At 42.5% G+C, this 23,442-nt stretch carries 22 protein-coding genes and 1 pseudogene; 11 read left to right on the plus strand and 12 right to left on the minus strand.

Going from position 1 to position 23,442, the window contains the following annotated elements; genetic code table 11:
* Positions 1 to 128: 128 nt before the first annotated feature.
* Together EWV66_RS24475 and EWV66_RS24215 are read right to left on the minus strand one after the other, a co-directional pair.
* Positions 129 to 530 (minus strand): PEP-CTERM sorting domain-containing protein, encoded by a 402-nt coding sequence (locus EWV66_RS24475; RefSeq protein ID WP_308417983.1) that lies wholly within the window; start codon positions 528 to 530, stop codon positions 129 to 131.
* A gap of 3 nt (positions 531 to 533) precedes the next feature.
* A pseudogene (locus tag EWV66_RS24215) lies at positions 534 to 824 on the minus strand (PEP-CTERM sorting domain-containing protein); the annotation flags it as partial.
* Positions 825 to 1,166: 342 nt separating this feature from the next.
* On the opposite strand from EWV66_RS24215, the gene rnc reads away from it, so the two are divergent.
* Positions 1,167 to 1,844: a ribonuclease III gene (rnc, locus tag EWV66_RS17540; RefSeq protein WP_287107414.1), complete on the plus strand. Its 678-nt coding sequence runs from the start codon at positions 1,167 to 1,169 to the stop codon at positions 1,842 to 1,844.
* 19 nt (positions 1,845 to 1,863) lie between these two features.
* Here rnc and EWV66_RS17545 read toward each other — a convergent pair whose 3' ends face one another.
* Complete coding sequence (locus EWV66_RS17545; RefSeq protein WP_002789377.1) at positions 1,864 to 2,643, minus strand: Crp/Fnr family transcriptional regulator; 780 nt, start codon at positions 2,641 to 2,643, stop codon at positions 1,864 to 1,866.
* Positions 2,644 to 2,813: 170 nt separating this feature from the next.
* Between EWV66_RS17545 and EWV66_RS17550 the strand changes: the two genes are divergently transcribed.
* The 5 genes from EWV66_RS17550 (at position 2,814) to EWV66_RS17570 (ending at position 7,078) form a co-directional block, all read left to right on the plus strand.
* Entirely contained in the window at positions 2,814 to 3,857 is a 1,044-nt protein-coding gene (locus tag EWV66_RS17550) for a sulfate ABC transporter substrate-binding protein (RefSeq protein ID WP_052277240.1), read from the plus strand.
* Positions 3,858 to 3,869: 12 nt separating this feature from the next.
* Positions 3,870 to 4,211 (plus strand): NIL domain-containing protein, encoded by a 342-nt coding sequence (locus EWV66_RS17555; protein ID WP_052277241.1) that lies wholly within the window; start codon positions 3,870 to 3,872, stop codon positions 4,209 to 4,211.
* Positions 4,212 to 4,230: 19 nt separating this feature from the next.
* Positions 4,231 to 5,073: a sulfate ABC transporter permease subunit CysT gene (cysT, locus tag EWV66_RS17560; RefSeq protein ID WP_004159580.1), complete on the plus strand. Its 843-nt coding sequence runs from the start codon at positions 4,231 to 4,233 to the stop codon at positions 5,071 to 5,073.
* A 41-nt stretch (positions 5,074 to 5,114) separates the two neighbouring features.
* Positions 5,115 to 5,957, plus strand: a complete 843-nt coding sequence (cysW, locus tag EWV66_RS17565; RefSeq protein ID WP_002797969.1) for a sulfate ABC transporter permease subunit CysW — start codon at positions 5,115 to 5,117, stop codon at positions 5,955 to 5,957.
* A gap of 80 nt (positions 5,958 to 6,037) precedes the next feature.
* Positions 6,038 to 7,078, plus strand: coding sequence for a sulfate/molybdate ABC transporter ATP-binding protein (locus EWV66_RS17570; protein WP_287107392.1), 1,041 nt, complete (start codon positions 6,038 to 6,040; stop codon positions 7,076 to 7,078).
* Positions 7,079 to 7,124: 46 nt separating this feature from the next.
* On the opposite strand, the gene EWV66_RS17575 is transcribed toward EWV66_RS17570, so the two are convergent.
* From EWV66_RS17575 to EWV66_RS17600, 6 genes are all read right to left on the minus strand, one after another.
* Positions 7,125 to 8,648 (minus strand): class I SAM-dependent DNA methyltransferase, encoded by a 1,524-nt coding sequence (locus EWV66_RS17575; RefSeq protein WP_287107393.1) that lies wholly within the window; start codon positions 8,646 to 8,648, stop codon positions 7,125 to 7,127.
* Between the two features lie 18 nt (positions 8,649 to 8,666).
* Positions 8,667 to 8,900 (minus strand): DUF2283 domain-containing protein, encoded by a 234-nt coding sequence (locus tag EWV66_RS17580; protein ID WP_052277245.1) that lies wholly within the window; start codon positions 8,898 to 8,900, stop codon positions 8,667 to 8,669.
* Between the two features lie 109 nt (positions 8,901 to 9,009).
* A complete protein-coding gene (locus EWV66_RS17585) occupies positions 9,010 to 9,705 on the minus strand; it encodes a restriction endonuclease subunit S (protein ID WP_287107394.1) in 696 nt (231 codons plus the stop codon).
* 189 nt (positions 9,706 to 9,894) lie between these two features.
* Positions 9,895 to 10,362 carry a restriction endonuclease subunit S gene (locus EWV66_RS17590; RefSeq protein WP_287116018.1) on the minus strand — a complete coding sequence of 156 codons (468 nt, stop codon included), beginning with the start codon at positions 10,360 to 10,362 and terminating at the stop codon, positions 9,895 to 9,897.
* A 55-nt stretch (positions 10,363 to 10,417) separates the two neighbouring features.
* Positions 10,418 to 12,769 carry a DEAD/DEAH box helicase family protein gene (locus tag EWV66_RS17595; RefSeq protein WP_287107396.1) on the minus strand — a complete coding sequence of 784 codons (2,352 nt, stop codon included), beginning with the start codon at positions 12,767 to 12,769 and terminating at the stop codon, positions 10,418 to 10,420.
* A 223-nt stretch (positions 12,770 to 12,992) separates the two neighbouring features.
* Entirely contained in the window at positions 12,993 to 15,629 is a 2,637-nt protein-coding gene (locus EWV66_RS17600; protein ID WP_287107398.1) for a M1 family metallopeptidase, read from the minus strand.
* A gap of 4 nt (positions 15,630 to 15,633) precedes the next feature.
* Here EWV66_RS17600 and EWV66_RS17605 point away from each other — a divergent pair, with 4 nt between their 5' ends.
* Both EWV66_RS17605 and EWV66_RS17610 read left to right on the plus strand, forming a co-directional pair.
* Entirely contained in the window at positions 15,634 to 16,071 is a 438-nt protein-coding gene (locus EWV66_RS17605) for a DUF4079 domain-containing protein (RefSeq protein WP_052277249.1), read from the plus strand.
* Between the two features lie 255 nt (positions 16,072 to 16,326).
* Positions 16,327 to 17,424 (plus strand): CobW family GTP-binding protein, encoded by a 1,098-nt coding sequence (locus EWV66_RS17610; RefSeq protein ID WP_287107400.1) that lies wholly within the window; start codon positions 16,327 to 16,329, stop codon positions 17,422 to 17,424.
* Positions 17,425 to 17,514: 90 nt separating this feature from the next.
* Here EWV66_RS17610 and EWV66_RS17615 read toward each other — a convergent pair whose 3' ends face one another.
* Positions 17,515 to 18,426, minus strand: coding sequence for a metal ABC transporter solute-binding protein, Zn/Mn family (locus EWV66_RS17615; RefSeq protein WP_072925682.1), 912 nt, complete (start codon positions 18,424 to 18,426; stop codon positions 17,515 to 17,517).
* Between the two features lie 134 nt (positions 18,427 to 18,560).
* Here EWV66_RS17615 and thrS point away from each other — a divergent pair, with 134 nt between their 5' ends.
* Positions 18,561 to 20,360 (plus strand): threonine--tRNA ligase, encoded by a 1,800-nt coding sequence (gene thrS / locus EWV66_RS17620; RefSeq protein ID WP_287107403.1) that lies wholly within the window; start codon positions 18,561 to 18,563, stop codon positions 20,358 to 20,360.
* A gap of 59 nt (positions 20,361 to 20,419) precedes the next feature.
* Here thrS and EWV66_RS17625 read toward each other — a convergent pair whose 3' ends face one another.
* Entirely contained in the window at positions 20,420 to 20,716 is a 297-nt protein-coding gene (locus tag EWV66_RS17625) for a DUF7219 family protein (protein ID WP_002789365.1), read from the minus strand.
* A 338-nt stretch (positions 20,717 to 21,054) separates the two neighbouring features.
* Between EWV66_RS17625 and purC the strand changes: the two genes are divergently transcribed.
* Together purC and coaE are read left to right on the plus strand one after the other, a co-directional pair.
* Positions 21,055 to 21,780, plus strand: a complete 726-nt coding sequence (gene purC / locus EWV66_RS17630) for a phosphoribosylaminoimidazolesuccinocarboxamide synthase (protein ID WP_081417854.1) — start codon at positions 21,055 to 21,057, stop codon at positions 21,778 to 21,780.
* A 61-nt stretch (positions 21,781 to 21,841) separates the two neighbouring features.
* Positions 21,842 to 22,423, plus strand: a complete 582-nt coding sequence (gene coaE, locus EWV66_RS17635) for a dephospho-CoA kinase (protein ID WP_072925667.1) — start codon at positions 21,842 to 21,844, stop codon at positions 22,421 to 22,423.
* Between the two features lie 9 nt (positions 22,424 to 22,432).
* Here coaE and EWV66_RS17640 read toward each other — a convergent pair whose 3' ends face one another.
* Positions 22,433 to 23,263, minus strand: coding sequence for an energy-coupling factor transporter transmembrane component T family protein (locus EWV66_RS17640; protein ID WP_002789359.1), 831 nt, complete (start codon positions 23,261 to 23,263; stop codon positions 22,433 to 22,435).
* Between the last annotated feature and the right edge of the window lie 179 nt (positions 23,264 to 23,442).

Below are 23,442 nucleotides of genomic sequence, written 5' to 3' on the forward strand. Positions count from 1 at the left end.
TTTCAGACTGGTGAGGTACAAAGTCTCTCAAGGCTGAGGACTGACGTTCAAAAAGATCGCACTGCATTGATTGAGTGCGATCGCTTTTAGTGATCGATTTTTAAGTAGCGAATTTCTGAGTCAGATTCCTACTTTAATAATTTGCGCGTCAAAGCCGAACCTGCACCCAAAACACCGATGGCAAGTAAGCCTAAGACGGAAGCTGGCTCAGGAACACGCCCTGTATCAGGACGCTGAAGGTAATCTACAGAAAGAGCCTCAATCAAGAAGGTGTCCCCTGGTGTCTTGGGAATCAAGTTGATAGTCGATTTCAGTGTCCCTAGTACCCCATCATAAACTCCAATTGATGAGTTATAGACATTTGAGACGTAAAAATCGGTACCATCGTAGGCAATACCAGTTGCAGCAGCTGGAGCAGTAATGAAAGCTGCTTGCAGGAGATTGCCATTAGTATCGTAAATATCATAGACACCGCAGGCATCGCAGCGGTTGCTAATTAGTTTGCCATTGAAGTACTCCAGACCATCCATATAGTCGGCGAGTAGTATGGGTAAACGTGGCACTATGCCATAGTCAATAATTTTTTCCGTGGTTGGCTGCAGTTGAATTTTGGCTAAACAATGAAACCAAATTTGACTAACTAAAACTATTAAGGCCCCCCATCCTATCCAGAGGACGGCCAAATAAAAGCCCGATAATTCTAAAACAATTGTACTAACTGTGACAATAAAAAAGCGATCGAGGCGAGGATCGCTGATTTTTTGCTGAAATTGGGCAATTTCTGCCAAGTCCACCGCCGCCATGCGTGCCTGTTCCATACACATCCCCAGGATACCTAGGGCAAGAATGGGAGCGGATAGGTTTTCCGGTGGGAAGATTTGGGAGATTATGCCTAAACTAGCCGGAAAAAACAGATGAACGTAGGTTGGGTTGAAGCATGAAACCCAACGCCCGCATGGGTTACGCTACCGCTAACCCATCCTACAAATAATTGTGCCTCCCTACTTAGGGCAAGAATAGCAGCGGATAGGTTTTCTGGTGAAAAGATTTGGGAGATTATGCCTAAACTAGCCGGAAAAAACCGTAAAAAAAGGATCGTTCGTCTCATCTATTCGGGGTGGGGTCAGATTAAGATAAGAAATGCTCTTGACTTGATCATTTCTGTAATGTCTTGTTTGCCTCCTTTTCAAAATGCTCTCCTTCTCACCCAAGCTTTAACCCATCGTTCCTATGTCAATGAACAGTCGGAATTGACGGAAAATAACGAGCGCCTAGAATTTTTGGGCGATGCGATTTTGGCTTTTTTGGTGGGCGAACTATTGTATCAAAAATATCCCGCCATGAACGAGGCCGAATTAACTCGTTTGCGGTCAAATTTGGTCAAAGAAGAACAATTAGCGCAATTGGGCATTGAAATCGGCCTGGGGGAGTTAATGCGTTTGGGTAAGGGGGCAATTAAAGATCGGGGGCGATCGAATCCTACCCTATTAGCGGACACTTTTGAAGCGATAATTGGGGCTTATTATCTAGATTCGGGGTTAAATGCGGTTAAAAACTATCTGCACGGGCTTTTTATCCCTGTTGCCTTTCATTTAGTCTCTCAACAATCGGAATCGCCATCTTTTATCGATGCCAAAAATCTCTTTCAACAGTGGGCGCTGGCTAATTTCGCCTCTAATCCAGAATATGCGATCATTGATGTTACAGGACCGCCCCACGCTAGGGAATTTACTGCTGAAGTGCGGGTTAATAACCTTCTCTACGGTACAGGTAAAGGTAAACGGAAACAGGATGCCACCAAAGCGGCTGCCGAAGATGCCTTAAAGCGCTGTCAATGGCAATAATAAATAGGGCCAAACCTACTTATCTTAGGGGCCACCAATTAACTTTATCTCTGGTGGCACTGTAAACTTCTTTTAAACCCTCGGCATCCAGTACCCGAATTAAATCCCCCGTCGATTCTGAGGCAATTAATCCCACGGTTTGCAATCCTTTTAATACCTGTTCGACGGTGCGTTGATTGAGTTGACAAGCGCGAGCAATCACATCGACGGATAAATCAAAAGTATAGATATTTTCGGCACTCGGTTGACTGCCTAATTCTCTTTCTTGATAGATTAAAGCTCTCAGTAAAGTGGCTACAGCTTGGGGTGGATAGCTACTGCAATTAAGCAGATGATACTCGAATTTTTGCTGTAATTCAAATAAAAAACAGTACCGTTGACGAAAACTTTCGTTATCGTTGTAAATCTTTTCTAGTGCCGATAAGGGAATTTTCAGGACGTGGGTAGTTTTATAGGATTCCACCAAACAGGGAAAAGCGCGACTGGCTAAACCATAACTAAAGGGTAAACTCCTCATACCAAAACAGCCACCGGGGTAGGTAATGGCAATAATCCGGTCGAGGGGAGTGCTGCGGACGACGATTACACCCTCATCCAAAATCACATACAAAACATCTAGAAATTCATCGGGTAGAAAAGCCGTATAGACGGGACGATTGGAAAATAGCGTCTCTAGCTTGAGATTGTCGGCATCGAGATACTGACTTAACCAAGCTTCCTCTAGTCCGCGAAAGAGAAAACTCTGGTTAATCAGTTGTTGTAGGAGGGTTGTTTTTTTGGCCTTGACGCTCTTGCCCATAGTCTCAAACCTAGATGTAGCAATGATTTTATCTTCTCACAGTTTCCCTTGTTATCGCCTTATTCCCAATTTGTTTTATAAATGTATTGAAATTTTATTTCCTGTGCTGTAAGATTAAAGCAGACCTGAAAACAGATACAACCTCAGAGTAAAGCTTAGGAGTGCCGCCGATGCAGTCATCCCAGTCTTGTTTATCCCTACTCATGGCAACTGTCTTGACGGGAGGAATGCTGGCATCTTGTACCTCATCCCCCACCAATAGCGGCAATGACAGCCAAAAACCCGTGACTGTGACGCTTGTTTCCTATGCTGTTACCCAAAGCGCCTACGAAAAAATCATTCCCAAATTTGTCGAGGAATGGCAACAAAAAACGGGGCAAAAAGTAACTTTTGAACAGAGTTATGGTGGTTCCGGTTCCCAAACTCGCGCCGTTATCGATGGTTTAGAAGCGGATGTGGTAGCGTTGGCTTTAGCTTTGGATACCAAGAAAATTGAGCAAGCGGGATTAATTCAACCCGGTTGGGAAAAAGAAGCTCCTAATGACTCTATTGTTCATAAATCTGTGGTGGCTTTTGTTCCTCGTGATGCCAATATTAAAATTAATCAATGGTCAGATTTAGCCAAGGATAATATTAAAGTTATTACCGCTAATCCCAAGACTTCCGGCGGAGCGCGCTGGAATTTTCTCGCTCTTTGGGGTTCGGTGACGCAAGCGGGAGGCAGTGAACAAGCGGCGGAAACTTTTGTCGAAAAAGTGTTTAAAAATGCGCCAGTTTTACCTAGAGATGCTCGCGAATCTAGTGATGTATTTTTTAAACAAGGTCAGGGAAATGTGCTAATTAATTACGAAAACGAGATGATTCTCGCTAACCAAAAAGGTGAGAAGTTAGCTTATACTGTTCCCACCGATTATAATATTTCTATTGATAATCCCGTGGCGGTTGTTGATGCCAATGTGGATAAAAAGGGTACGAGAAAAGTGGCCGAAGCTTTTGTGCAGTTTTTATTTACCCCAGAGGCACAAAGAGAATTTGCTAAAGTTGGTTTTCGTCCCGTTGAACCGACTATAGTTAAAGAGTTTGAGAGTAAATTTCCTCAGATAAAAAATCTCTTTACCGTGCAGGATTTAGGCGGTTGGGATCAGGTACAAAAGCAATTTTTTGATGATGGAGGCTTGTTCGATAAAATTCTGACTAAAGCTGGTAAATCTTAAAGGAGAAAAACCATGGATAATCAACCTCAATGGCAAACTATTAATCATCCCCAAAGTGACTTACATCTCGATCAATCAGGACTTGATCGCCCCACTTCCCGAAGAATAAAAATTCGGATTCCCAAACAATATGTTAACGAGCCGATTATAGCACGTTTGGGGTCTTTTCCTGGTCTAAAAGTGAATATATTTTCCGCTTTGTTAGCGGCAAATAATAATCAAGATGGCTGGTTCGATCTACAACTGCAAGGCAACTCCCAAGGGATAGAAAATGCCCTTTCCTATCTGGCAGATTTAGATGTAGAAGTTTGGTATGATTCAGCACAAGTTCTTGAAGAAGCGGACAATTGGTAATCTCTAGCAATAATAAACAATGGCTAACCCACAATTATCTTTATCTCCCAGTCAACCCCTGAAAAAAGTTTCTATTCCTTGGGTAATTACCATTAGTTATCTAGTGGTTTTGTTGGTTTTACCGGCGGCGGCACTATTTGCTAAATCCCTAACTCTTGGTTTTGCCGAATTTTGGCGCATTGCCACTTTACCGATTTCTTTATCCGCTTACCAAGTCACTTTTTTTACTTCCTTAATTGCCGGATTAATTGACGGAGTTTTTGGCACTATTATCGCTTGGGTGTTAGTGCGGTATCGATTCCCGGGTAAAAAAATTGTCGATGCTTGTGTAGATTTGCCCTTTGCTTTACCCACTTCTGTTGCCGGTTTAGTCCTAGCCACAGTTTACAGTGATAACGGTTGGCTCGGTCAATTTTTTGCCCCCTTTGGCATTAAGATATCCTTTACCATTTTAGGGGTTTTTGTGGCGATGTTATTTATCGCTTTACCCTTCATTGTCCGCACCTTACAGCCAGTTTTACAGGAAATGGAAAAAGAAGTAGAAGAAGCGGCTTTATCCCTCGGCGCTTCCTCTTGGCAAATCTTCTGGCGAGTTATTTTTCCCACAATACTACCCGCTATTTTAACAGGAGTTGCCCTCGGTTTTGCCAGAGCGATCGGTGAATATGGTTCCGTAGTTATTATCTCATCTAATATTCCCTTTAAGGATTTAATTGCCCCAGTTTTAATCTTCCAAAGACTAGAGGAATATGATTACACAGGTGCGACAGTAATCGGCATGGTTTTATTACTGGTTTCTTTGTTCATGTTAGTAGTAATTAATTTCCTGCAGCAATGGGGGCAAAAATACAGAGTTAAGTAAAGAGTAAAAAATATTAGGGTATAACTGGAGACAGATCAAAAATGCTGAGTCTAAAAAAATCAACTAAACCGAAAGAGTGGGATTACAAACCCCTACTAATTATCATCGCCCTTGTTTATCTGGCACTATTATTATTTATTCCAGCAGCGGCAGTATTTTACTATGCTTTTCGCAATGGATTCCAAGCTTTTTTAGAAGCGGCGGGAACTTCTGACTTTATCGAAGCGGTGAAATTAACAGTAATTATTGCCCTAATTACTGTACCTTTAAACACAATTTTTGGACTTTGTGCAGCTTGGGTAATTGCTCGCAATCAATTTCGTGGCAAAACTTTATTAATTAGTTTAATTGACTTACCTTTTGCCGTTTCTCCCGTGGTAGCGGGTTTAATGATTGTACTGCTCTATGGGCGCAATGGTTGGTTAGGTTCTTTCCTAGAATTTTTCGATATAAAAATACTTTTTGCTTTACCCGGAATGGTATTAGCAACTATATTTGTTACTATGCCTTTTGTCGCTAGAGAAGTTATCCCAGTCTTAGAAGAAATTGGCTTAGAACAAGAGGAAGCGGGGCGCACTTTAGGGGCAAGTGATTGGCAGATTTTCTGGCGCATAACTTTACCCAATATTCGTTGGGGATTGATGTACGGAGTGCTGTTAACTAATGCCCGGGCGATGGGAGAATTTGGGGCGGTTTCTGTGGTTTCTGGCAGTATTTTAGGGAGAACTGCTACCCTGCCAATTTTCGTAGAACAGGCCTATAAAAATTATCTAACTCCTGCCGCTTTTAGTGCGGCTGCTATTCTCGCCTTACTAGCGGGAGTTACTTTAATTATCAAAGAAATTCTCGAACGTAAAACCGCCCACAAAATTCACACTACCTAACTACAATTAACCTAAAAATATGAGCGGGCGTTGGGTTTCATGCTTCAACCCAACCTACGTTCTACAAAAAACCTAAAAATATGAGTATTACCATCCAGCAAGTTTCTAAACGTTTCGGCAATTTTCAGGCTTTAGATAATATCAGTTTAACCATTCCTGAAGGTAAATTAGTCGCCCTCCTCGGACCATCGGGATCGGGAAAATCCACCTTATTACGTTCAATTGCGGGATTAGAAACTCCCGACAGTGGCGCGATTATCATTAACGGACAAGATACCACCCATGTGGATCCTAGACGGAGAAATATCGGCTTTGTTTTTCAACATTATGCCCTATTTAAACATTTAACTGTTCGTCAAAATATTGCTTTTGGTCTAGAAATTCGCCAGCAAAAATCGCCAGTAATTAAGAAAAAAGTTGAGGAATTATTAGAATTAATTCAATTACAAGGATTAGGCGATCGCTATCCCGCCCAATTATCGGGAGGACAACGGCAGCGAGTAGCTTTAGCCCGCGCTTTAGCCATTCAACCGAATGTATTATTATTAGATGAACCCTTTGGAGCTTTAGATGCAAAAGTCAGAAAAGAATTAAGGGTATGGCTGAGAAATTTACATAAAGAAGTTCACGTTACCAGTGTTTTTGTTACCCACGATCAAGAGGAAGCAATGGAAGTAGCCGATACGATTGTCGTGATGAATCATGGTAAAATTGAACAGGTGGGTTCTCCCGCCGAAATTTACGATCATCCGGCCACAGCTTTTGTGATGCAATTTATTGGGGAAGTGAATATCTTACCTAATCTAGCGGGATTAGGAAATGGACATCATCCGGGTGATAATTCCACCGTTTTTATCCGTCCCCACGACCTGGAAATTATGCCCGAACAAGATGGTTTGAATAGTTGGGCAGTGGTAAAAAGAGTTATTCATTTAGGCTGGGAAATACAAGTAGAATTAATGTTAGCCGATGGGGAAATGGTGGTGGCTTATCTCAATCGTGAGGAATACAAGCAATTACAGTTACAACCAGAACAAACGGTACATTTAAAACCGAGAAAAGCGACCTTACTCACTGATTTTGACAATAAAAGTGAGAAAGTTATCGATTACTCAATTTAAAAACTCTAGGTTTATTAAAAATTTTTCATAAAGCTGTAAGTGACCTTCACCGCTCCCACTTTCTCAGCACTGATAGAGTTAGAGCAACTTCTTTACCTTTCTCCTCAATAAAATCTAGCAATTCCTTGGCGGTGCTTTTATCTTCATCTACTTTGGTGTTAAGATTGACAGCTTTGAGGTCAAAGTTTTTGGCTTCGATTTCTTCACGGGTGATTGTCCAACTCCTCTCACTATCTTCTCGGTTGGGTAATAGTTCTATAAACTCCTGAAAGTGATTCATCATCAGGGGTTTGCGCTTGGTAACTTTGACATCGGACAGGTCATAATACCAGATTTTTTCAGTGGGTTTGCCTTTAGTAAAAAAGAGGATGTTAGCTTTAACACCCCCACCGGCAGCCACAAAAGTCCCCGCGGGCAAACTAACGATACACCAGAGATTACAGTCGTTTAATAGTTTTCGTTTGCTCTGGACAAAAGCATTTTCATTGGTGCGAAATAACACCCCTTCATCTAGGACGATGCCGCAGCGTCCCCCCGGTTTCAAACTATCGATAACGTGCTGTAAAAATAGGACTTGAGTGGCACTGGTTTTATAGGCAAATTGTGCCTGTACGGTCCTGTGTTCTTTGCCGCCAAAGGGGGGGTTAGTGAGGATAATATCGAACTGGGGCGGAGCATCTTGGAACAGGTCGCCATAGATGACTTCTCGGTTTAAGGTGTTGCCGTGCCAGAGGTGGGGGTAATCGATGCCGTGTAGGACTAAATTAGCGAGGGCAATGGGGTAGATGAGGTTCTCTTTTTCCCTTCCGTAAAAGGTTTTTAGTTTGACGGTTTCTAGCTGTTCGGGGGTGATGTCATCTGCTAGGAAATCGCGGATATATTCGTAGGATTGGGCCAGGAATCCGCCCGTGCCGCAGCAGGGGTCATAGATGGTTTCTCCTACTTGGGGGGTGATGGCTTTGACCATTGCCCGGATGACTTCCCGGGGGGTAAAGAATTGACCGCCATCGTTGTTTTTTTCTCCCATTTTCAACAGCAATCCCTCGTAAACTTGGGAGATGGGGAAGATGTGGGTAGGGTCAATGTAGTCGATTTCGTGGATTTTATCGAGGATGTCTAACAGGTTGGTTTCGGTGTCGATGCGGACTCGTTCGACACTGGATATGACCTCACTGATAATTTTTTGGCGGGGGGTGGCTTGGGGTTTGTTTTTGAGGCTTTTGAGGTAGGGAATGACTTCTTCATTGACAAAGGGCAGAAATTGACCCATTTCCCCCATTTGCAGGTTAAGGCGGCGGTTGCCTTCAGGGTTCGCCCAATCTCGCCAACGGTAGGGTTCGGGGATGGAATCGGCAAAAGAGTCCCCCACGGCTTCCGCTTCTTCCGCTTCTCGCTGTTCGGTGTCGTCAAGGATTTTGAGGAACAGTAGCCAACTGAGTTCGGGGACGTACTGTAAAGCACCGGCACAGTTGGAACGCCGCATGATGTCGCAGATGCCTTTGATGTAGCTGTTAAGTCCCTGTTGGGTGGTGAAGGTTTTACCGTTGTCGTTGCTGTTTTTTTTAGCCATTGAGTTTACCTAATTTGTCTAACCTGCCAAGCGGAGATTGGCAATGAGGGGGAGTTGGAGTTCGTTTTTTTCTTGCAGTATTTGAGAAAAGAATAGGATTTCTAGGTTTTCGATTTCTTCGGTTTGGGGGTTGACTCTCACAATAATATCATCTCCTAATTCTTCTGATTCTTGTTCGGGATAGGGAGCGCATTTATTGATATAGAGAATGTCTCCCGTTGGGTCATATTTGATAATTAGGTTTTCTGTCATTTAGTAAAATAATAGCGATTTTCTTCTGATTCGGTACGAGGTATGAACAGTATTTGGTTTAAGTTTGTCCATGCTTGCTGTGTTTTTTCTATGTCTATTGTTTGCATAACTATAATTCTCCCTTAAAGGCGCGGCGCAATAGGACGGCGGGGAGTTTATTGATGGTGTCGAGTTGCTCTTTTAAGTTCTGTTTTAGTCGTTCCACTTCTTGCATTTGTTCGGTTAGAGTTGAGGCGATTTGTTGTTGTTTGGCAAGGCTAGGCAGAGATATTTCTAAAGGTTGAAGTATACTTAATTTTAAGTTTGCCTGTGCTACTTGAGGTGCTATCGATTTTAGATGTTCCCTAATAAATAACAAGCTGTAATAGATAAAATCTGTATTACTTGCTTCCAAATATGGGGTAATACCAACTAAGCTATCTGGCATACAACTATCAAAATCCAGAATACCAACAGCACCAATGGTAGCGGCTATAGTTATTACTAATGTTCCTTTTGGGAACAATTTACTGACTGCTAAACCATCGGCATTTAAAGTAGTATTATAAGCCGTAATATATTTATTAGCTGATTCTACTTCTCCAGTTTGTATCCACGGATAATCCCCTCCATAATAGCGAGGATCGTTACGAGGTCTTGGGGTAAATTTCCCTCTTTCTAATTTTGCAATATCCCCTAACTTTCTCCTCTCCCAAGAATTAGCCTCCTCACTTTCAAAAACAGCCCGAAGATAGGCAGCAGGTAAAGCCTTGGCAGCTTCTAACTGTGCTTCTGTTGCTTTTCGTGCCTTTTCTACCGCTTCCATCTGTTCATTAAGAATGGCGGCGATTCGCTTTTGTTCGCTTAGGGGTGGGAGGGGGATTAAATATTCATATAGGTATTTGGGATTGGTATTTTTTTGTAAGTTTCCTGTATCGTCAAGGGTTGCATATTTTCTAAAATCGGCTCTTCTCGACTTTGTGTGATAATTTTTGCTTATGGAACCCTGAAGTGCTTATTGGGCAAAACTTTTAGGACTATTTTGCGGATATTCTATCGGTATAGACCTCGTTTCCACACGTAAAGTATAGTAAAGAAAATTATTATCCAATATCTCTTGGTCAAGATTGATAAATTTCCCCACACGCTGATTTAATAATGCTGGTTTTGCTAAATTGTAAATAGCAACAGTGCCTAGATATTCTCCTGATGGAGACATATCGGTTAATGTAATCAGTAAATCATTAGGATAAATATAAAAATCTTGGTATAAATTAGCTATATTTTTTGCAATGTAACTTTGTTGATTTAAGTTTATCTTTAATGCAAAATCTTTGCTAATATTTCCCATTTTTATAACAGGAACGCCATCGGTAGTAAATTGACTACTTTTAAAAGCATATCCATTTATAATTTCACAAACATCCCCCAACTTTACCCACTGCCAACCATCGGGCAACTGCCGATCATTTTCCTGACTCATAATAACTCCCTTGCCCAATCATAAACATTCAAATACCAATCCCAAATTAAAAACCCTAAGCGGCAAACAATCTTATCTTAGTTTCCTGTATGATCTCAGAGGGTTTACCTACTAACTTTAACGCCGACAAACCCCCAGCCTTAGTCACTTCCGGCACTTGAAAAATGAGCTTATTTTCTAATCCTTCCGTCCCCGACTTAGCAAACTGAGAAGCGATCGCCCTCACTGTCGCCGCCGTTTCTTCTGGCATTTCGCGTAACCAATCCTCCTGTTTATAACTAAAAGCTTCCGCCCTTTCCAAACGAGTCAGACGGTGCAAACCATAACCCAACTCTCCCAAAACATCAAATAAATCGCAAGCTTCCAACTCATCTAGTGTCCTAATTATACTTGCCGATCGCCCCCCATCGGGCAGTATTTGTAATAACCTCCCCCGCTCCTCCGGCTGAACCCAAATTGAACGAAATAAAGTCAAATTAGTCACCTGATTAACCAAGGATTCCGCCAGCCTCTCTCGATACTCTTCTACCGTTATCGGTTTCGTTTCTCCGTCCACCGTCGTCAGAATATAGCGCCCCACCGGAGTAATATTTACCTCAAACCCCTCAACGGAGATAACCAGGCGTTGCTGCCTTTCCTTTGGTTCCGCCGCCGTCCCCTTTTTGGTGGCTAACTTATCGAGAAACTTCTCCCCAAATAAACGGGTAGCATTAGTGTAGTCATACACCCGAAACATTAACTTATTAGTGGGTAGATCCAACCGCGTCCCCCGCCCTACCATTTGATAAAAACTAATGGGAGAATTGACATATTTAAAAAAGACAATATTTCTCACATTGGGGACATCGACGCCGGTGGTTAAAAGATCTACCGTCGTCGCGACAAAATGGGAACGGGAACTGCCCTTTAAATCCGGCAAATAGTCATTACCCGAAGATTTGGCCGTACACTTGAAAGCATAATAATCCTTCGGCTTTTCCCCCTTAGCGGCACACCAACGAGCATAGAGATTATTCATCTCAATGGCTACAGCATCAGCATGGCGGTCATTAACACAGAAGATAATCGTTTTCTGTTCCACTTCCCCCGTTGTTAAGAAATGATTAAATAAATCCCTCGTCATCGCCATCACACGGTCAGGGAGCAAAATTAACCGCTCATAACTGGTTTTCTCGTACATTTCCCTAATTTCTGCCTCTGGGATGGGCTGTCCCGTGTTGGCATCAAGGGGATTTCTGCTGATGACCTCCTCCACTGTAATGCCCGTGTCATCGAGGTTGATGGCACTCCTAACAATTTCGCAGGCGGCAAGATAGCCATCCTCTATCCCTTGTCCGATGTCGTATTCAAAGACAGGTTCGCCAAAATAGGCCATATTATCGGCGGTGATTTGTCTATCGGCTTCTGATTCGGGCGAGTCTTCTGTAAACTCCAATTCCCGGGGAGTTGCCGTCAACCCCACCTGTACCGCCTCACTGTTGCGGGTGAGAACTTGCGACCACTTACCCCAAGCGGAACGGTGACACTCATCGATGATCATATGGCTGAAATAATTTTCCGGGTAATGGGTGGTTAAAAAATTCCCCATGTCCTCTTCCTTGTCCACATTCAGGGTTTGATAGGTGGCAATTAAAACACGGGCATTCTTGTGGGGTTGGTTCTTTTCTACTTCCGCCGCATCGGAACCGAAGGCAATTTGCAAAGCCGCCGCCCCCTGGGTTCTCAACTCATCGCGATCGCAGACAAATAACGCCCGTCGCAACTGTCCGGCATCTGCTATCTTTCGCAGTAGGTTACAGGCGATAAAAGTCTTACCCGCGCCCGTTGCCAGGGTTAGAAGGACTCGCGCCGGGGAGCCTGTTTGCTGGCAGCGGGCAATTTTTTCCAAAGCAGCGCGGATGGCAGCATCTTGGTAGTAACGCCGTCCTCCTTCTCCCCCCTTATAGGGAGTCAGCAGGGGACGGGCGACCTCCTCTGCTAGGCTGAAGCCTACATACTGCTCGTATCTCCCCCTCAGTTCGGCCGGGGTAGGAAATTGGCTGAGGGGCTGAGGGGCTGAAGTTATATTCGTCGTGCGATCGTGTTCGACAAAAAGATGACCGTTACAGGAGTACACAAACGGTACATTTAACCCTTTGGCATAGCGTTTAACCTGTTCTAAGCCTTCAGTGGGGGGCGCATCTTCCTTTTTTGCTTCTATTAGGGCGACGGCTAAGGGTTGGCTGTCGCTACTGACGGCCACTCGCAGGGTATAATCGATCCTTCCCCTGGCGCGTTCGGCTTCCCCATCGATAATTTGAATTGCCCCCGGGGTTTCTTCTCGCTTGAGACAATCCTCGGTCCATCCTCTTTGATGCAGGACGGGGTCAATTAATTTGGCTCTGGTGTCTGTTTCTCCTAATCCCATGGTTCTCTCAAGACAGTAAACAGATAACTGATAAGTAGCTGGTTATAATTAAATTAAAAATGGATTTTAGGTTCGATCCCCCCTGCCCCCCTTGATAAGGGGGGTGCCGGTAGGCGGGGGGATCCCCCCTTAATCCCCCCTTTGATAAGGGGGTGTCTGATAATTTTTAACGCCTACCTACTCAACTGATAACTGATAACTGATAACTGATAACTCAGGTTAACTAACCATTTTTCGCCTCTAATTTGGTCAAACGACTTTTAAGTTCCTGATTTTCCTGTTTCATTTTTTCTAATTCCTCGCGAATTTCCTGAATTGCTTTCTCGGAACCCAATTTTTTCTGGACTTTTTGTACTGCTTCCTCGGCTACACGACGGACACGACCATCGGGAGTTTGATCGCTCAAAGCTTGTAAAATAACGATAGCTTTGGCATTTTCTATCTGTCCTAAAGCGTTACACACTGCCACTTGCGTCAAGAAAAAAGTTTCCTTGGCAATGGTTTCTAAACGTTCCAAAATTACGGTTAATTTATCCGTGCTTTGTCCCGAAGAAATCGCTCCCAGGGCCCGAATAGCCCCTAATCTCAGGGGTTGAGGCGTGCCTAAAGCTGTGTAGGTCAAAATTGACTCCAAAGCCGCCGGGGAGGTTTTTAACTGGCTTAAACCGCCAATTGCGCCCGCTCTTACTACCTCATTCCACCCCTTTCTTGACTGTAAAATATGATTGAGCAGGTCAATAATTTCCCCTTCTTTATTTTGCAATTGTCCCACGGCCATGGAGCCTAATCCTCGCGCCGCGGCCGCTTCCACATAATAACTAGCATCTCCAGCTTCTAGTAGGGATTTAAGCGCGTGATAACTATCTAAGGTTTTAATTTCACTTAATCCCTCGACAACTGCCCGACGTACTTGTGCTTTTTCATCGTTTAAACCTTTAATTAAAGCAGTAACTGCCTGATCTAAACCAAGAGTTGCTAACTGTTTGGCCACCTCCACACGCACCCCCCAAAAAGGCTCATTTTCTAGGGATGTCCCTAAAGCTTCGATCGCTTCTAAACCGCCTTTTTTAGCAATGGCTATGGCTGCATAGATACGGGAAATTGGATCGGGATCCTGTTGTAATTGCGCTTTTAATTCACCGATGGGATACTCAAGAGTGACGGTTTTGAGGAAATTATTACCCCGATCAAACTTGACAAAATCGGGCTTTTGTGCTAGGGGAAAATAGAAACTTTGTTCTTTTTGGTGAATCCGCAGATTGTAGGTAATATCCTCAGAGTTGAGATAGGCAAAAGCGACGGGAATTTTCAAGTCGAATAGTTCTTTTTCGTCCTGGGTTTGGGTGACAGTTAATTGGGCTAAATTATTCTGATTGTCCCAACTGTAGGCCACCTTATAATCGGGATGACCACCGCGATAAACGTACTGATCAAAAAGGAATAATAAATTGTACCCGGTCGCTTTTTCGATCGCCCGTAATAAGTCCACAGTTTCCACGGTTTTATGGGCATTATCTCGCACAAAAGTCTGAATCGCTTTTCCGAATAAATCTTCCCCTAAAATAGAGCGGATCATGTGATAAACACAAGCACCTTTTTCGTAGAGATGACGATCATAAAGTTCGATCGCTTCTCGATAAACATGAGTAACAATCGGACGACGATAGCGGGAAGTATCTTCTTCTAAATAACTTCTTGCTTCCCCTAATAAATAATAACTACCAGCAGCTTTTCCGTATTCCGATTCTGTCCATAAAACCTCAGAATAGGAGGCCATTCCCTCTTTAATCCAAGCGTGAGACCAGTGTTTAATTACCACTAAATCACCGAACCATTGATGAGCTAATTCATGGGCAACTAAGCTTTCTGTCCAAGTATGATCGATGCTGGCTCTTTGATCAATTAAACAGCGATCGGTTAAAATTGTGGTGGAGGTATTTTCCATCCCACCAAAAATAAAATCATCTACACAAACTTGCGCGTATTTGGGATAGGGATAGGGATAACCAAACTTTTGGCTAAAAAACTCGATCATGCGGGGAGTTTTACCCATACTTCTTTGGCCCTCTTCTTCCCGTCCTTTTTCCACATAATAAGTGACAGGAACACCATTCCATGAGTCGCATAATTCAGCAAAATCTCCCACCGCAAGAGTCATTAAATAGGTGGGATGAATTTGCTTTTGTGACCAGTGATAAATTCTGTCCTCACCAACGGTTGCCACCGAGATTAATTCCCCGTTAGAAATAGCGATATAGGGTTGGGGAATTTTCACCCGAATTTCGGAGGTAGTTAATTGGCCAGGGTAATCAAAACAGGGAAACCAAAAGCGAGAATCTTCATCTTCTCCCTGGGTCCAAACTTGCATCGGTTTATCGGGATAATATTCATCGGGGCCGATAAAATATAACCCCCGTTGTGGTTGCTTAACCTGATAGTTAATCGTCAGGATAATCGGTTTATCGGTGGTGGGTTGTAGCAGATGAATGGTCAGCAGAAAACGATCATAGTCAAAGGGTTGACTGATACCTTCAATGAACACAGAATCAATATTTATATCCACCGCATCCAGAGTTAAACTGCTAATTCCCCGACGAATGGGGGTGAGGGTAATCTGACAGCTGCCCTGAAAACTTTGTTGAGGAATATCAATAATTAAATCGAGAAAAATATGATTAACTTGTCCGGGTCGATCGGGGTTATAATGGGGTTTAGCCCCGGGTAACTCAAAGGGTTGACGCTGATTATTTTCTGTGTCGATGGTGAGATGAGACATATTAGCCCTAACTTGCTGATTTTTGTCCGGTAAACTTAAATTAACACGATCGGTCGTCCCTTTCCTTGCTAATAATAATCCCACCCCTATGAATCTCCCTTCCTTTCTCTGGTTATGGAAAATTGCCGCTTGGTCGATGGGATTTACCCTCTTTGCCTATTTTTTACTAGCGGTTTCGGGGGTAAACATGGGTTATCGACGACTTGCGGGCCAATCTCGACCAAAATGGTTAAGACCCTTTCATCTCCTCAGCGGCCTGATCATGGTTACTTTGGTCTTAATTCTGCTGGGAATCGGATTAGTGGGAACAATCGGTCATTATGGCAGTTTAGGTCACTCTTCCCACCTGATAGCGGGTTTATCGGTGGTTTTTCTGGTTTTTGTTTCGGCAATTAGCGGCCTGAACATTACAACTCATCCACCTCTAGCGCGGTCTCTCCACATCGGCACTAATCTTTTATTGTTTCTGGGTTTTCTTTTTGTTACCCTAACAGGATGGGATGTGGTCCAAAAATATCTACAATAAAAATAGTCGGCGATCGAGTGGAGACTGTTCGATCGAGAAAAACTAGCTAAGTAAGTGGATGTTAAAAATTGTCACATCCCCCCCCCTTATCAAGGGGGAATTAAGGGGGGATACCCCCGCCTATCGGCACCCCCCTTATCAAGGGGGGCAGGGGGGATCAAAGACAAAATCTATCTTCAATTTAATTGAAACCACTTACTTATCTCATCCCGAAAAATCGCTTTTTAGTGACAGAATACTCACCCCCAAATCATTATGCAAACCGTCGAATCACAAGCTATTAACACGATGTCAGTGCCAAAAAAAGGGCTACCGGTAACAATTATTACTGGGTTCCTTGGTAGTGGTAAGACTACTCTACTCAATCATATTCTCAGCAATCAACAGGGATTAAAAACTGCTGTTCTTGTCAATGAATTCGGTGAAATCGGTATCGATAATGAACTGATTATCAGCAGTGATGACAGCATGGTAGAATTAAATAATGGCTGTATTTGCTGCACGATTAACGAGGATTTAATTCAAGCAGTTTATAAAGTTCTCGAACGTCCCGAAAACATCGATTATTTAGTCGTAGAAACCACAGGATTAGCCGATCCTTTACCAGTAGCTTTAACCTTTTTAGGAACGGAATTACGGGAAATGACTCGTTTAGATTCCATTGTCACTATGGTGGATTGTGCCAATTTTAGTCTCGATTTATTCAACTCGCAAGCGGCCTTAAGTCAAATCACCTACGGTGATATTATTGTTCTCAATAAAACCGATCTAGTGGATGAAGCGGATGTGGATTCTTTAGAAATAAGAATCCGGGACATGAAGCAAGGAGCGAGAATTCTTCGTACTAGCAAAAGTCAAGTCCCTTTACCCTTAATTCTCAGCGTCGGACTATTTGAATCGGATAAATATTTCGACACAGAGGAAGAACACCACGACCATCATCACCACGACCACGATCACGACCATTGCGATCATGATCACCACCACGATCACGATCATGATCATGATCATCACGACCATTCCAATCATTTAGAGGTAGATGGATTTACTTCTATTTCCTTTGCTAGTGACCAACCTTTTTCGATTCGGAAGTTCCAATATTTCCTCGATAATCAGTTACCGGAAAGCGTTTTCCGCGCTAAGGGTATTCTCTGGTTTGATGAAAGTCCTAAACGTCATATTTTTCACCTCAGTGGCAAACGTTTTACTCTCGAAGATGACGAATGGAAAGGTACTCCGAAAAATCAGCTAGTTCTTATCGGTCAAAATCTCGATCATGAAACCCTAAAAGAACAGATTAACAGTTGTCTCATTTTACCTGCTGTCAATCACGGTAAAGGATTTGGGAAATAGATAACCATCTCTTGCGGGGGTGTTAGCCTAGGGTAACACACCCCCATCACCTAAATTCCCCACTTCCCCACTTCACCTAATTATTTATTTTTATTCGGGTACTTTTCCCCCTAAAGATTCCACGATCGATCGAGTATTTTCTTTCAGCATTTTTACATAACTATCCCCCCTAGTACCCACCGCGCCGATCGAATCAGAATATAATTGTTGTGGTGCTAATTTCACCCCCGCTTCTTCGGCTACAGTGGTAATTAAAGCGGGATTAATAGTAGTCTCGGCAAAGATAGCAGGAACCTGGAAATTTTTAATAGCATCGGCTAAATTTTTCACCGTTTGGGCGCTAGGTTGTTCTTCGGTACTAATGCCAATTAAAGTTCCCGCAACTTTTAAACCGTAGGCATGAGCATAATACTGAAAAGCGTCATGAGTGGTGACTAATTGTCTTTGGGAAGGGGGGATAGTTTCAATAGCCGCAGTAATCCAGCGATCAAGATTTTCTAATTCTGCGATTAATTGGGCGGCATTTTGGGTAAAAATCTCTTTATCTTCGGGACTTAATTTAATCAGTTGATCTCGGATTTTTTCCACCATAATTATCCCATTTTTCGCCGAACCCCAAACGTGGGGATCGGGTACTTTCTGCCCCTCTTTTTCTAGTTGTAACGGCTTGATTGCTTCCCCCACGGCCACTTTTTTAGCTTTAATTCCCGTAGAATTGATCATTTTAATTAACCCCGGTTCGAGATTATAACCGTTATAGAGAATTAAATCGGCTTTTTCTAAAGCCACACTATCGGCGGGAACCGGTTCATAAACGTGGGGATCATCCCCTGGTTTTAAAATGTCTTGATGGTCAATTTCTTCACCGCCCACTCGTGCGGTTAAATCGGCGATAATTGTGCTAGTGGAGATTACCTTGGGTTTTTGGTTATCGGTGGTATTAACCGAGGCATGACAAGCAACCAATCCCAAAAATAAACAGGATAAAATTAGTTGTTTCATCGAGAAATAGAGATGAGGGGTTAGAGGTTAGAGATGGGGGGAAATGGCATTGATATCTATCCTGATTTTTTTCCTGACTAAAGACTCCTTTTACCATTAAAATAGAGAATAGAGAAGGTGTAAATTGAAGAGATATGGATAACCAAGCCCCGATTAAACTACCGAAAACCAGCGAATCCGACCACCTCAAGCGCATTCGTCACACCACCTCCCATGTTATGGCCATGGCGGTGCAGAAATTATTCCCGCAAGCCCAAGTTACTATCGGGCCTTGGACTGAAACCGGATTTTACTACGATTTTGATGTGCCGGAACCTTTTACCGATAAGGATCTCAAGGACATCAAAAAAGAGATGGTCAAAATTATCAATAAAAAACTGCCGGTGATTCGCGAGCAAGTTTCTCGGGAAGAGGCGGAAAAGCGCATTAAAGCGATTAATGAACCCTATAAGCTGGAAATTCTGGCGGGAATTCAAGAACCCATCACCCTCTATCATCTTGGGGACGCTTGGTGGGATTTGTGCGCTGGTCCGCACCTAGATAATACAAGTGAACTAGACGTTAAGGCGATCGAATTAGAGACGGTAGCGGGTGCTTATTGGCGCGGGGATGAGAATAAAGCCCAATTACAGCGCATTTACGGCACGGCATGGGAAAATCCCCAACAATTAGCCGAATACAAGCGCCGTAAGGAAGAAGCACTCAAACGCGACCATCGGAAATTAGGCAAAGAATTAGGTTTATTTATTTTCTCTGATTCTGTCGGGCCGGGGTTGCCTTTATGGACACCGAAAGGAACTTTAATTCGTTCTTTGTTAGAAGATTTTCTGAAAAAAGAACAGTTAAAACGCGGTTATTTACCCGTAGTTACTCCCCATATTGCTCGCGTCGATTTGTTTAAAATTTCCGGTCACTGGCAAAAGTACAAAGAAGATATGTTTCCCATGATGGCAGACGATGAGGAATCTGCTAGTAAGGAAATAGGATTTGTCCTCAAACCGATGAACTGTCCTTTTCATATTCAAATCTATAAAAGTGATTTGAGATCCTATCGGGAATTGCCGATGCGTTTGGCAGAATTCGGGACAGTTTATCGTTACGAACAATCGGGAGAATTGGGAGGATTAACTAGAGTTCGCGGTTTTACCGTCGATGATTCCCATTTGTTTGTCACTCCCGAACAATTAGACAAGGAATTTTTAAGCGTTGTTGATTTAATTTTGACGGTGTTTAAGAGTTTACAACTAAAGAATTTTAAGGCGCGATTGAGTTTTCGTGACCCCGAATCGGATAAGTATATCGGTTCCGATGAAGTTTGGGAAAAGGCACAATCAGCGATTAGAAAAGCGGTGCAAACTTTGGGGATGGATTATTTTGAAGCTCCTGGAGAAGCGGCTTTTTATGGTCCGAAATTAGACTTTATTTTCCAAGATGCCCTCGAAAGAGAATGGCAGTTAGGAACGGTACAGGTAGATTATAATTTACCCGAACGTTTTGAACTAGAATACGTTGCCGAAGATGGTAATCGTAAACGTCCAGTGATGATTCATCGCGCACCTTTTGGTTCTTTGGAACGTTTAATCGGTATTTTAATCGAAGAATACGCGGGAGATTTTCCTCTTTGGTTAGCCCCTGTCCAGATACGATTATTACCGGTTAGTGATACTCAATTGGATTACGCTAAAGAGGTGACAGTGAAAATGCAGTTGTTAGGAATTCGCGCCGAAACCGATACCAGTGGCGAACGTTTGGGTAAAATGATTCGCAATGCTGAAACCGCAAAAATACCCGTGATGGCAGTGGTGGGGGCAAAAGAAATGGAAAGTAATAGTTTAAGTATTCGCACCCGTGCCACGGGCGATTTAGGAGTAATTAGCGTCGAGGAAGTGGTGGCAAAATTAGAAACTGCCATCCAAAATCACGGTAATTTTTAAGCGTTTGCTCATCTAATTCTATGGGGCAGAAAATATTTCTGTCCCAGCATTTTTTTCCTTTAGGTATCATCATCTTTTTGAAAGGGATTTTCCCCAATGCCTAGGCCTTTTTTGCTCTGTTTTAAGTCTTTCCAGAGGGCTTTAATTTTTTGGTAGGCTTCTAGAGAACTGATTTTGCCCCCCGTTTCCAGATTACAAATAAAACTGACTTTTTGGGCAAATTCCTGTAAATTGGCGTTAAATAGCAAGTTTTCTGGTTTAAATTCTCCATAGTAGGGGGCGCGAGGATAGAGAAAATCCTCCTTGCGGCGATCGGGGAGATTCGGGTTATCATCGTTAGGAGGACTCTGGTTCATAGGGCGACGGCGGGTAATTGTGCGGAATTTCTTTAGATTTTTCGGTAATGGTAATGGGAGATAATATCAATTGTTGGCTATCATTGAGGATTTAAGTAAAAACTTGACTGATTCGCCAAAAGTTGACCCCTGGTATCGTGACACTTTTTGGTTATAGGTTAAGGTTCGATCGTCAAATGTTGGCATTTATCTTTAAGCAGCAATTATACATTATTTTTTCTCAACGATCATCCCCCTGATGATGGAGATTTTTTGTCTAGGTTGATCGCCAAAATTTGCTGCTGCCACTATCTGATTAACCATCGATTTTCGTTTATCAATTGCCGAGGATGATAACTATGGAAAAACTCTATGAAGGTAAGGCCAAAATTCTCTATCAAACCGATGATCCCGATATTCTCCTCACTTATTACAAAGACGATGCCACCGCTTTTAATGCCCAAAAACGCGGGCAAATTGTCGGTAAAGGGGAAATTAACTGTACTGTCTCCACTGCCCTATTTCAATGGTTAGAATCCCTAGGAATACCTACCCATTATATCGATCGCCCTAGTTCTAGGGAAATGCGCGTCAAGGCGATTAAAATTATTCCTTTGGAGGTAGTAGTCAGAAATATCGCCGCCGGGAGTTTGTGCAAGCAAACGGGATTAAAGGAGGGGAAAGTTTTACCTTTTCCTCTTGTAGAATTTTACCTCAAGGATGATGCTTTAGGCGATCCTTTGTTAACGCCCGATCGCATAAAAGTGATTGATATTGCCAGCGAGGAGCAAGTCAATCAGTTACGAGATTTAGCCCTGCAAATCAATCAATATCTACAAGAATTTTTTGATAAGTGCCAGATTATTCTCGTCGATTTTAAGTTAGAATTTGGAGTTGATAAAACGGGCAAAATTTATCTAGGTGATGAAATTAGCCCCGATACCTGTCGTCTCTGGGATAAAACCCAAGAGGATGCCCAAGCGCGCATTCTCGATAAGGATCGTTTTCGTCGCGATTTAGGAGATGTGGAAACTGCCTATCAACAAGTACAAGCAAGAGTTTTACGACAGATAGAGAGTTTATAACTTTAGGGTGTGTTAGCGAGCGCGTAACGCACCTTAATTGAGATTAGCAATTTAATAATTTATGTCGAGAAGAATTATCGGGTTAACAGGGGGAATAGCCTGTGGTAAATCCACGGTTTCTCATTATTTGGAAAATATCTACAAAATTCCCGTCCTTGATGCGGATATTTATGCCCGGGAAGCAGTGGAAAAAGGTTCGGAAATTTTAGAGAGAATTTTTGTGCGTTATGGCAGAAAAGTTAAAACTGAGGATAATTCCCTTAATCGCCAACAGTTAGGAGAGATTATTTTTAATAATCCCGAGGAAAAAATCTGGTTAGAAAGTCAGATTCATCCCTACGTTAGAGAATGTTTTAAGCGGCATTTAGAGCAGTTAGAAGTCCCAATAGTTGTTTTTTCTGTTCCTTTATTGTTTGAAGCTAAATTAACCCATTTAGTCACAGAGATTTGGGTGGTTTCATGCGGTTTCGAGCAACAAATTCAACGCTTAACGACTAGAAATAACTTAACTAGAGAACAAGCGATCGCTCGGATTAATAATCAAATGCCTTTAGCCGAAAAAATTGCCTTAGCTGATATTGTTTTGGACAATTCCGGGGATTTAGAAGCTTTATATACTCAGATCGATCGAGCTATACAATAGGGATTGAGCTTAAAACAACCAGGCAAATTTTCCCACCCCGAATTTTACATAGAGAATGATTGCCAAAACCAATAAAAATAGAAAGCCAATAATTAATAAATAGTCTTTATTGGTTAAGATTGATTCCTGTAAAAATGTGCGATCGGGATCACCAGAGAAAGCTTTAGCTTGTAAAACTACCTCTAATTTTTGCGATTTAGCCATAGCGTTTAAAATTAAAGGTACAGCGATGGAAGCATAAATTTTTCCTTTTTGCAGCCAACCCATTTTTTCTATTGCTAATCCTCGTAATCTTTGAGCAGAAATAATCGAGCGAGATTCTTCTACTAGGAGAGGAAATAAACGCAGGGTAGAGGAAAAAATAAAGACTATTTTGTAGGGAATTCTGGCTTTAGTTAAACTCACCATCATCTGATTTATATCGGTGGTAAAAATAGCGAGGGGAATAATTAAAACCATCGTGAGAGTTTTAAAGATCACATTTAAACCGTAGAGGGTTCCCTCCACAGTCATTTTAGTAGAACCGACAGTTAATAAGGGAGTTAATTCAGTTTTTCCCGTTAAAGTTTTTACCTGTTCCACATTAAAAAATCCCATGGTAATTAATAAGAATAGATAAAAAGGAGCCATGAATTTTAAAATAGTGAGAAGATAAGACCATTTTACCCCCGCCCAGAGACAAGCTAAAGCGACAATAAGAGTTAGAAAACCGCCAGCGAGGGGACTTTCCCAAGTAAAAGCGATGAGAGTAACCACGATCATCATGGTTAATTTTGTCCGAAAATCTAGGCGAGTAAAAGGAGAATCTCGATCAACGGTTTGCCAGTTAAATGATTGCATAATTAGGAAAAAAGTTAGTAAGTAGCTAGGTGTTAAAAACTGTCAGATGCCCCCCTTATTAAGGGGGATCCCCCCGCCTATCGGCACCCCCCTTATCAAGGGGGGCAGGGGGGGATCGGCACACCCCTTATTAAGGGGGGATATATCTTCAATTTAATTATAACTTTAAGGGAATGAGT

The organism is Microcystis sp. M_OC_Ca_00000000_C217Col (assembly GCF_007095585.1).
GTDB classification, from domain to species: Bacteria; Cyanobacteriota; Cyanobacteriia; order Cyanobacteriales; family Microcystaceae; genus Microcystis; species Microcystis panniformis.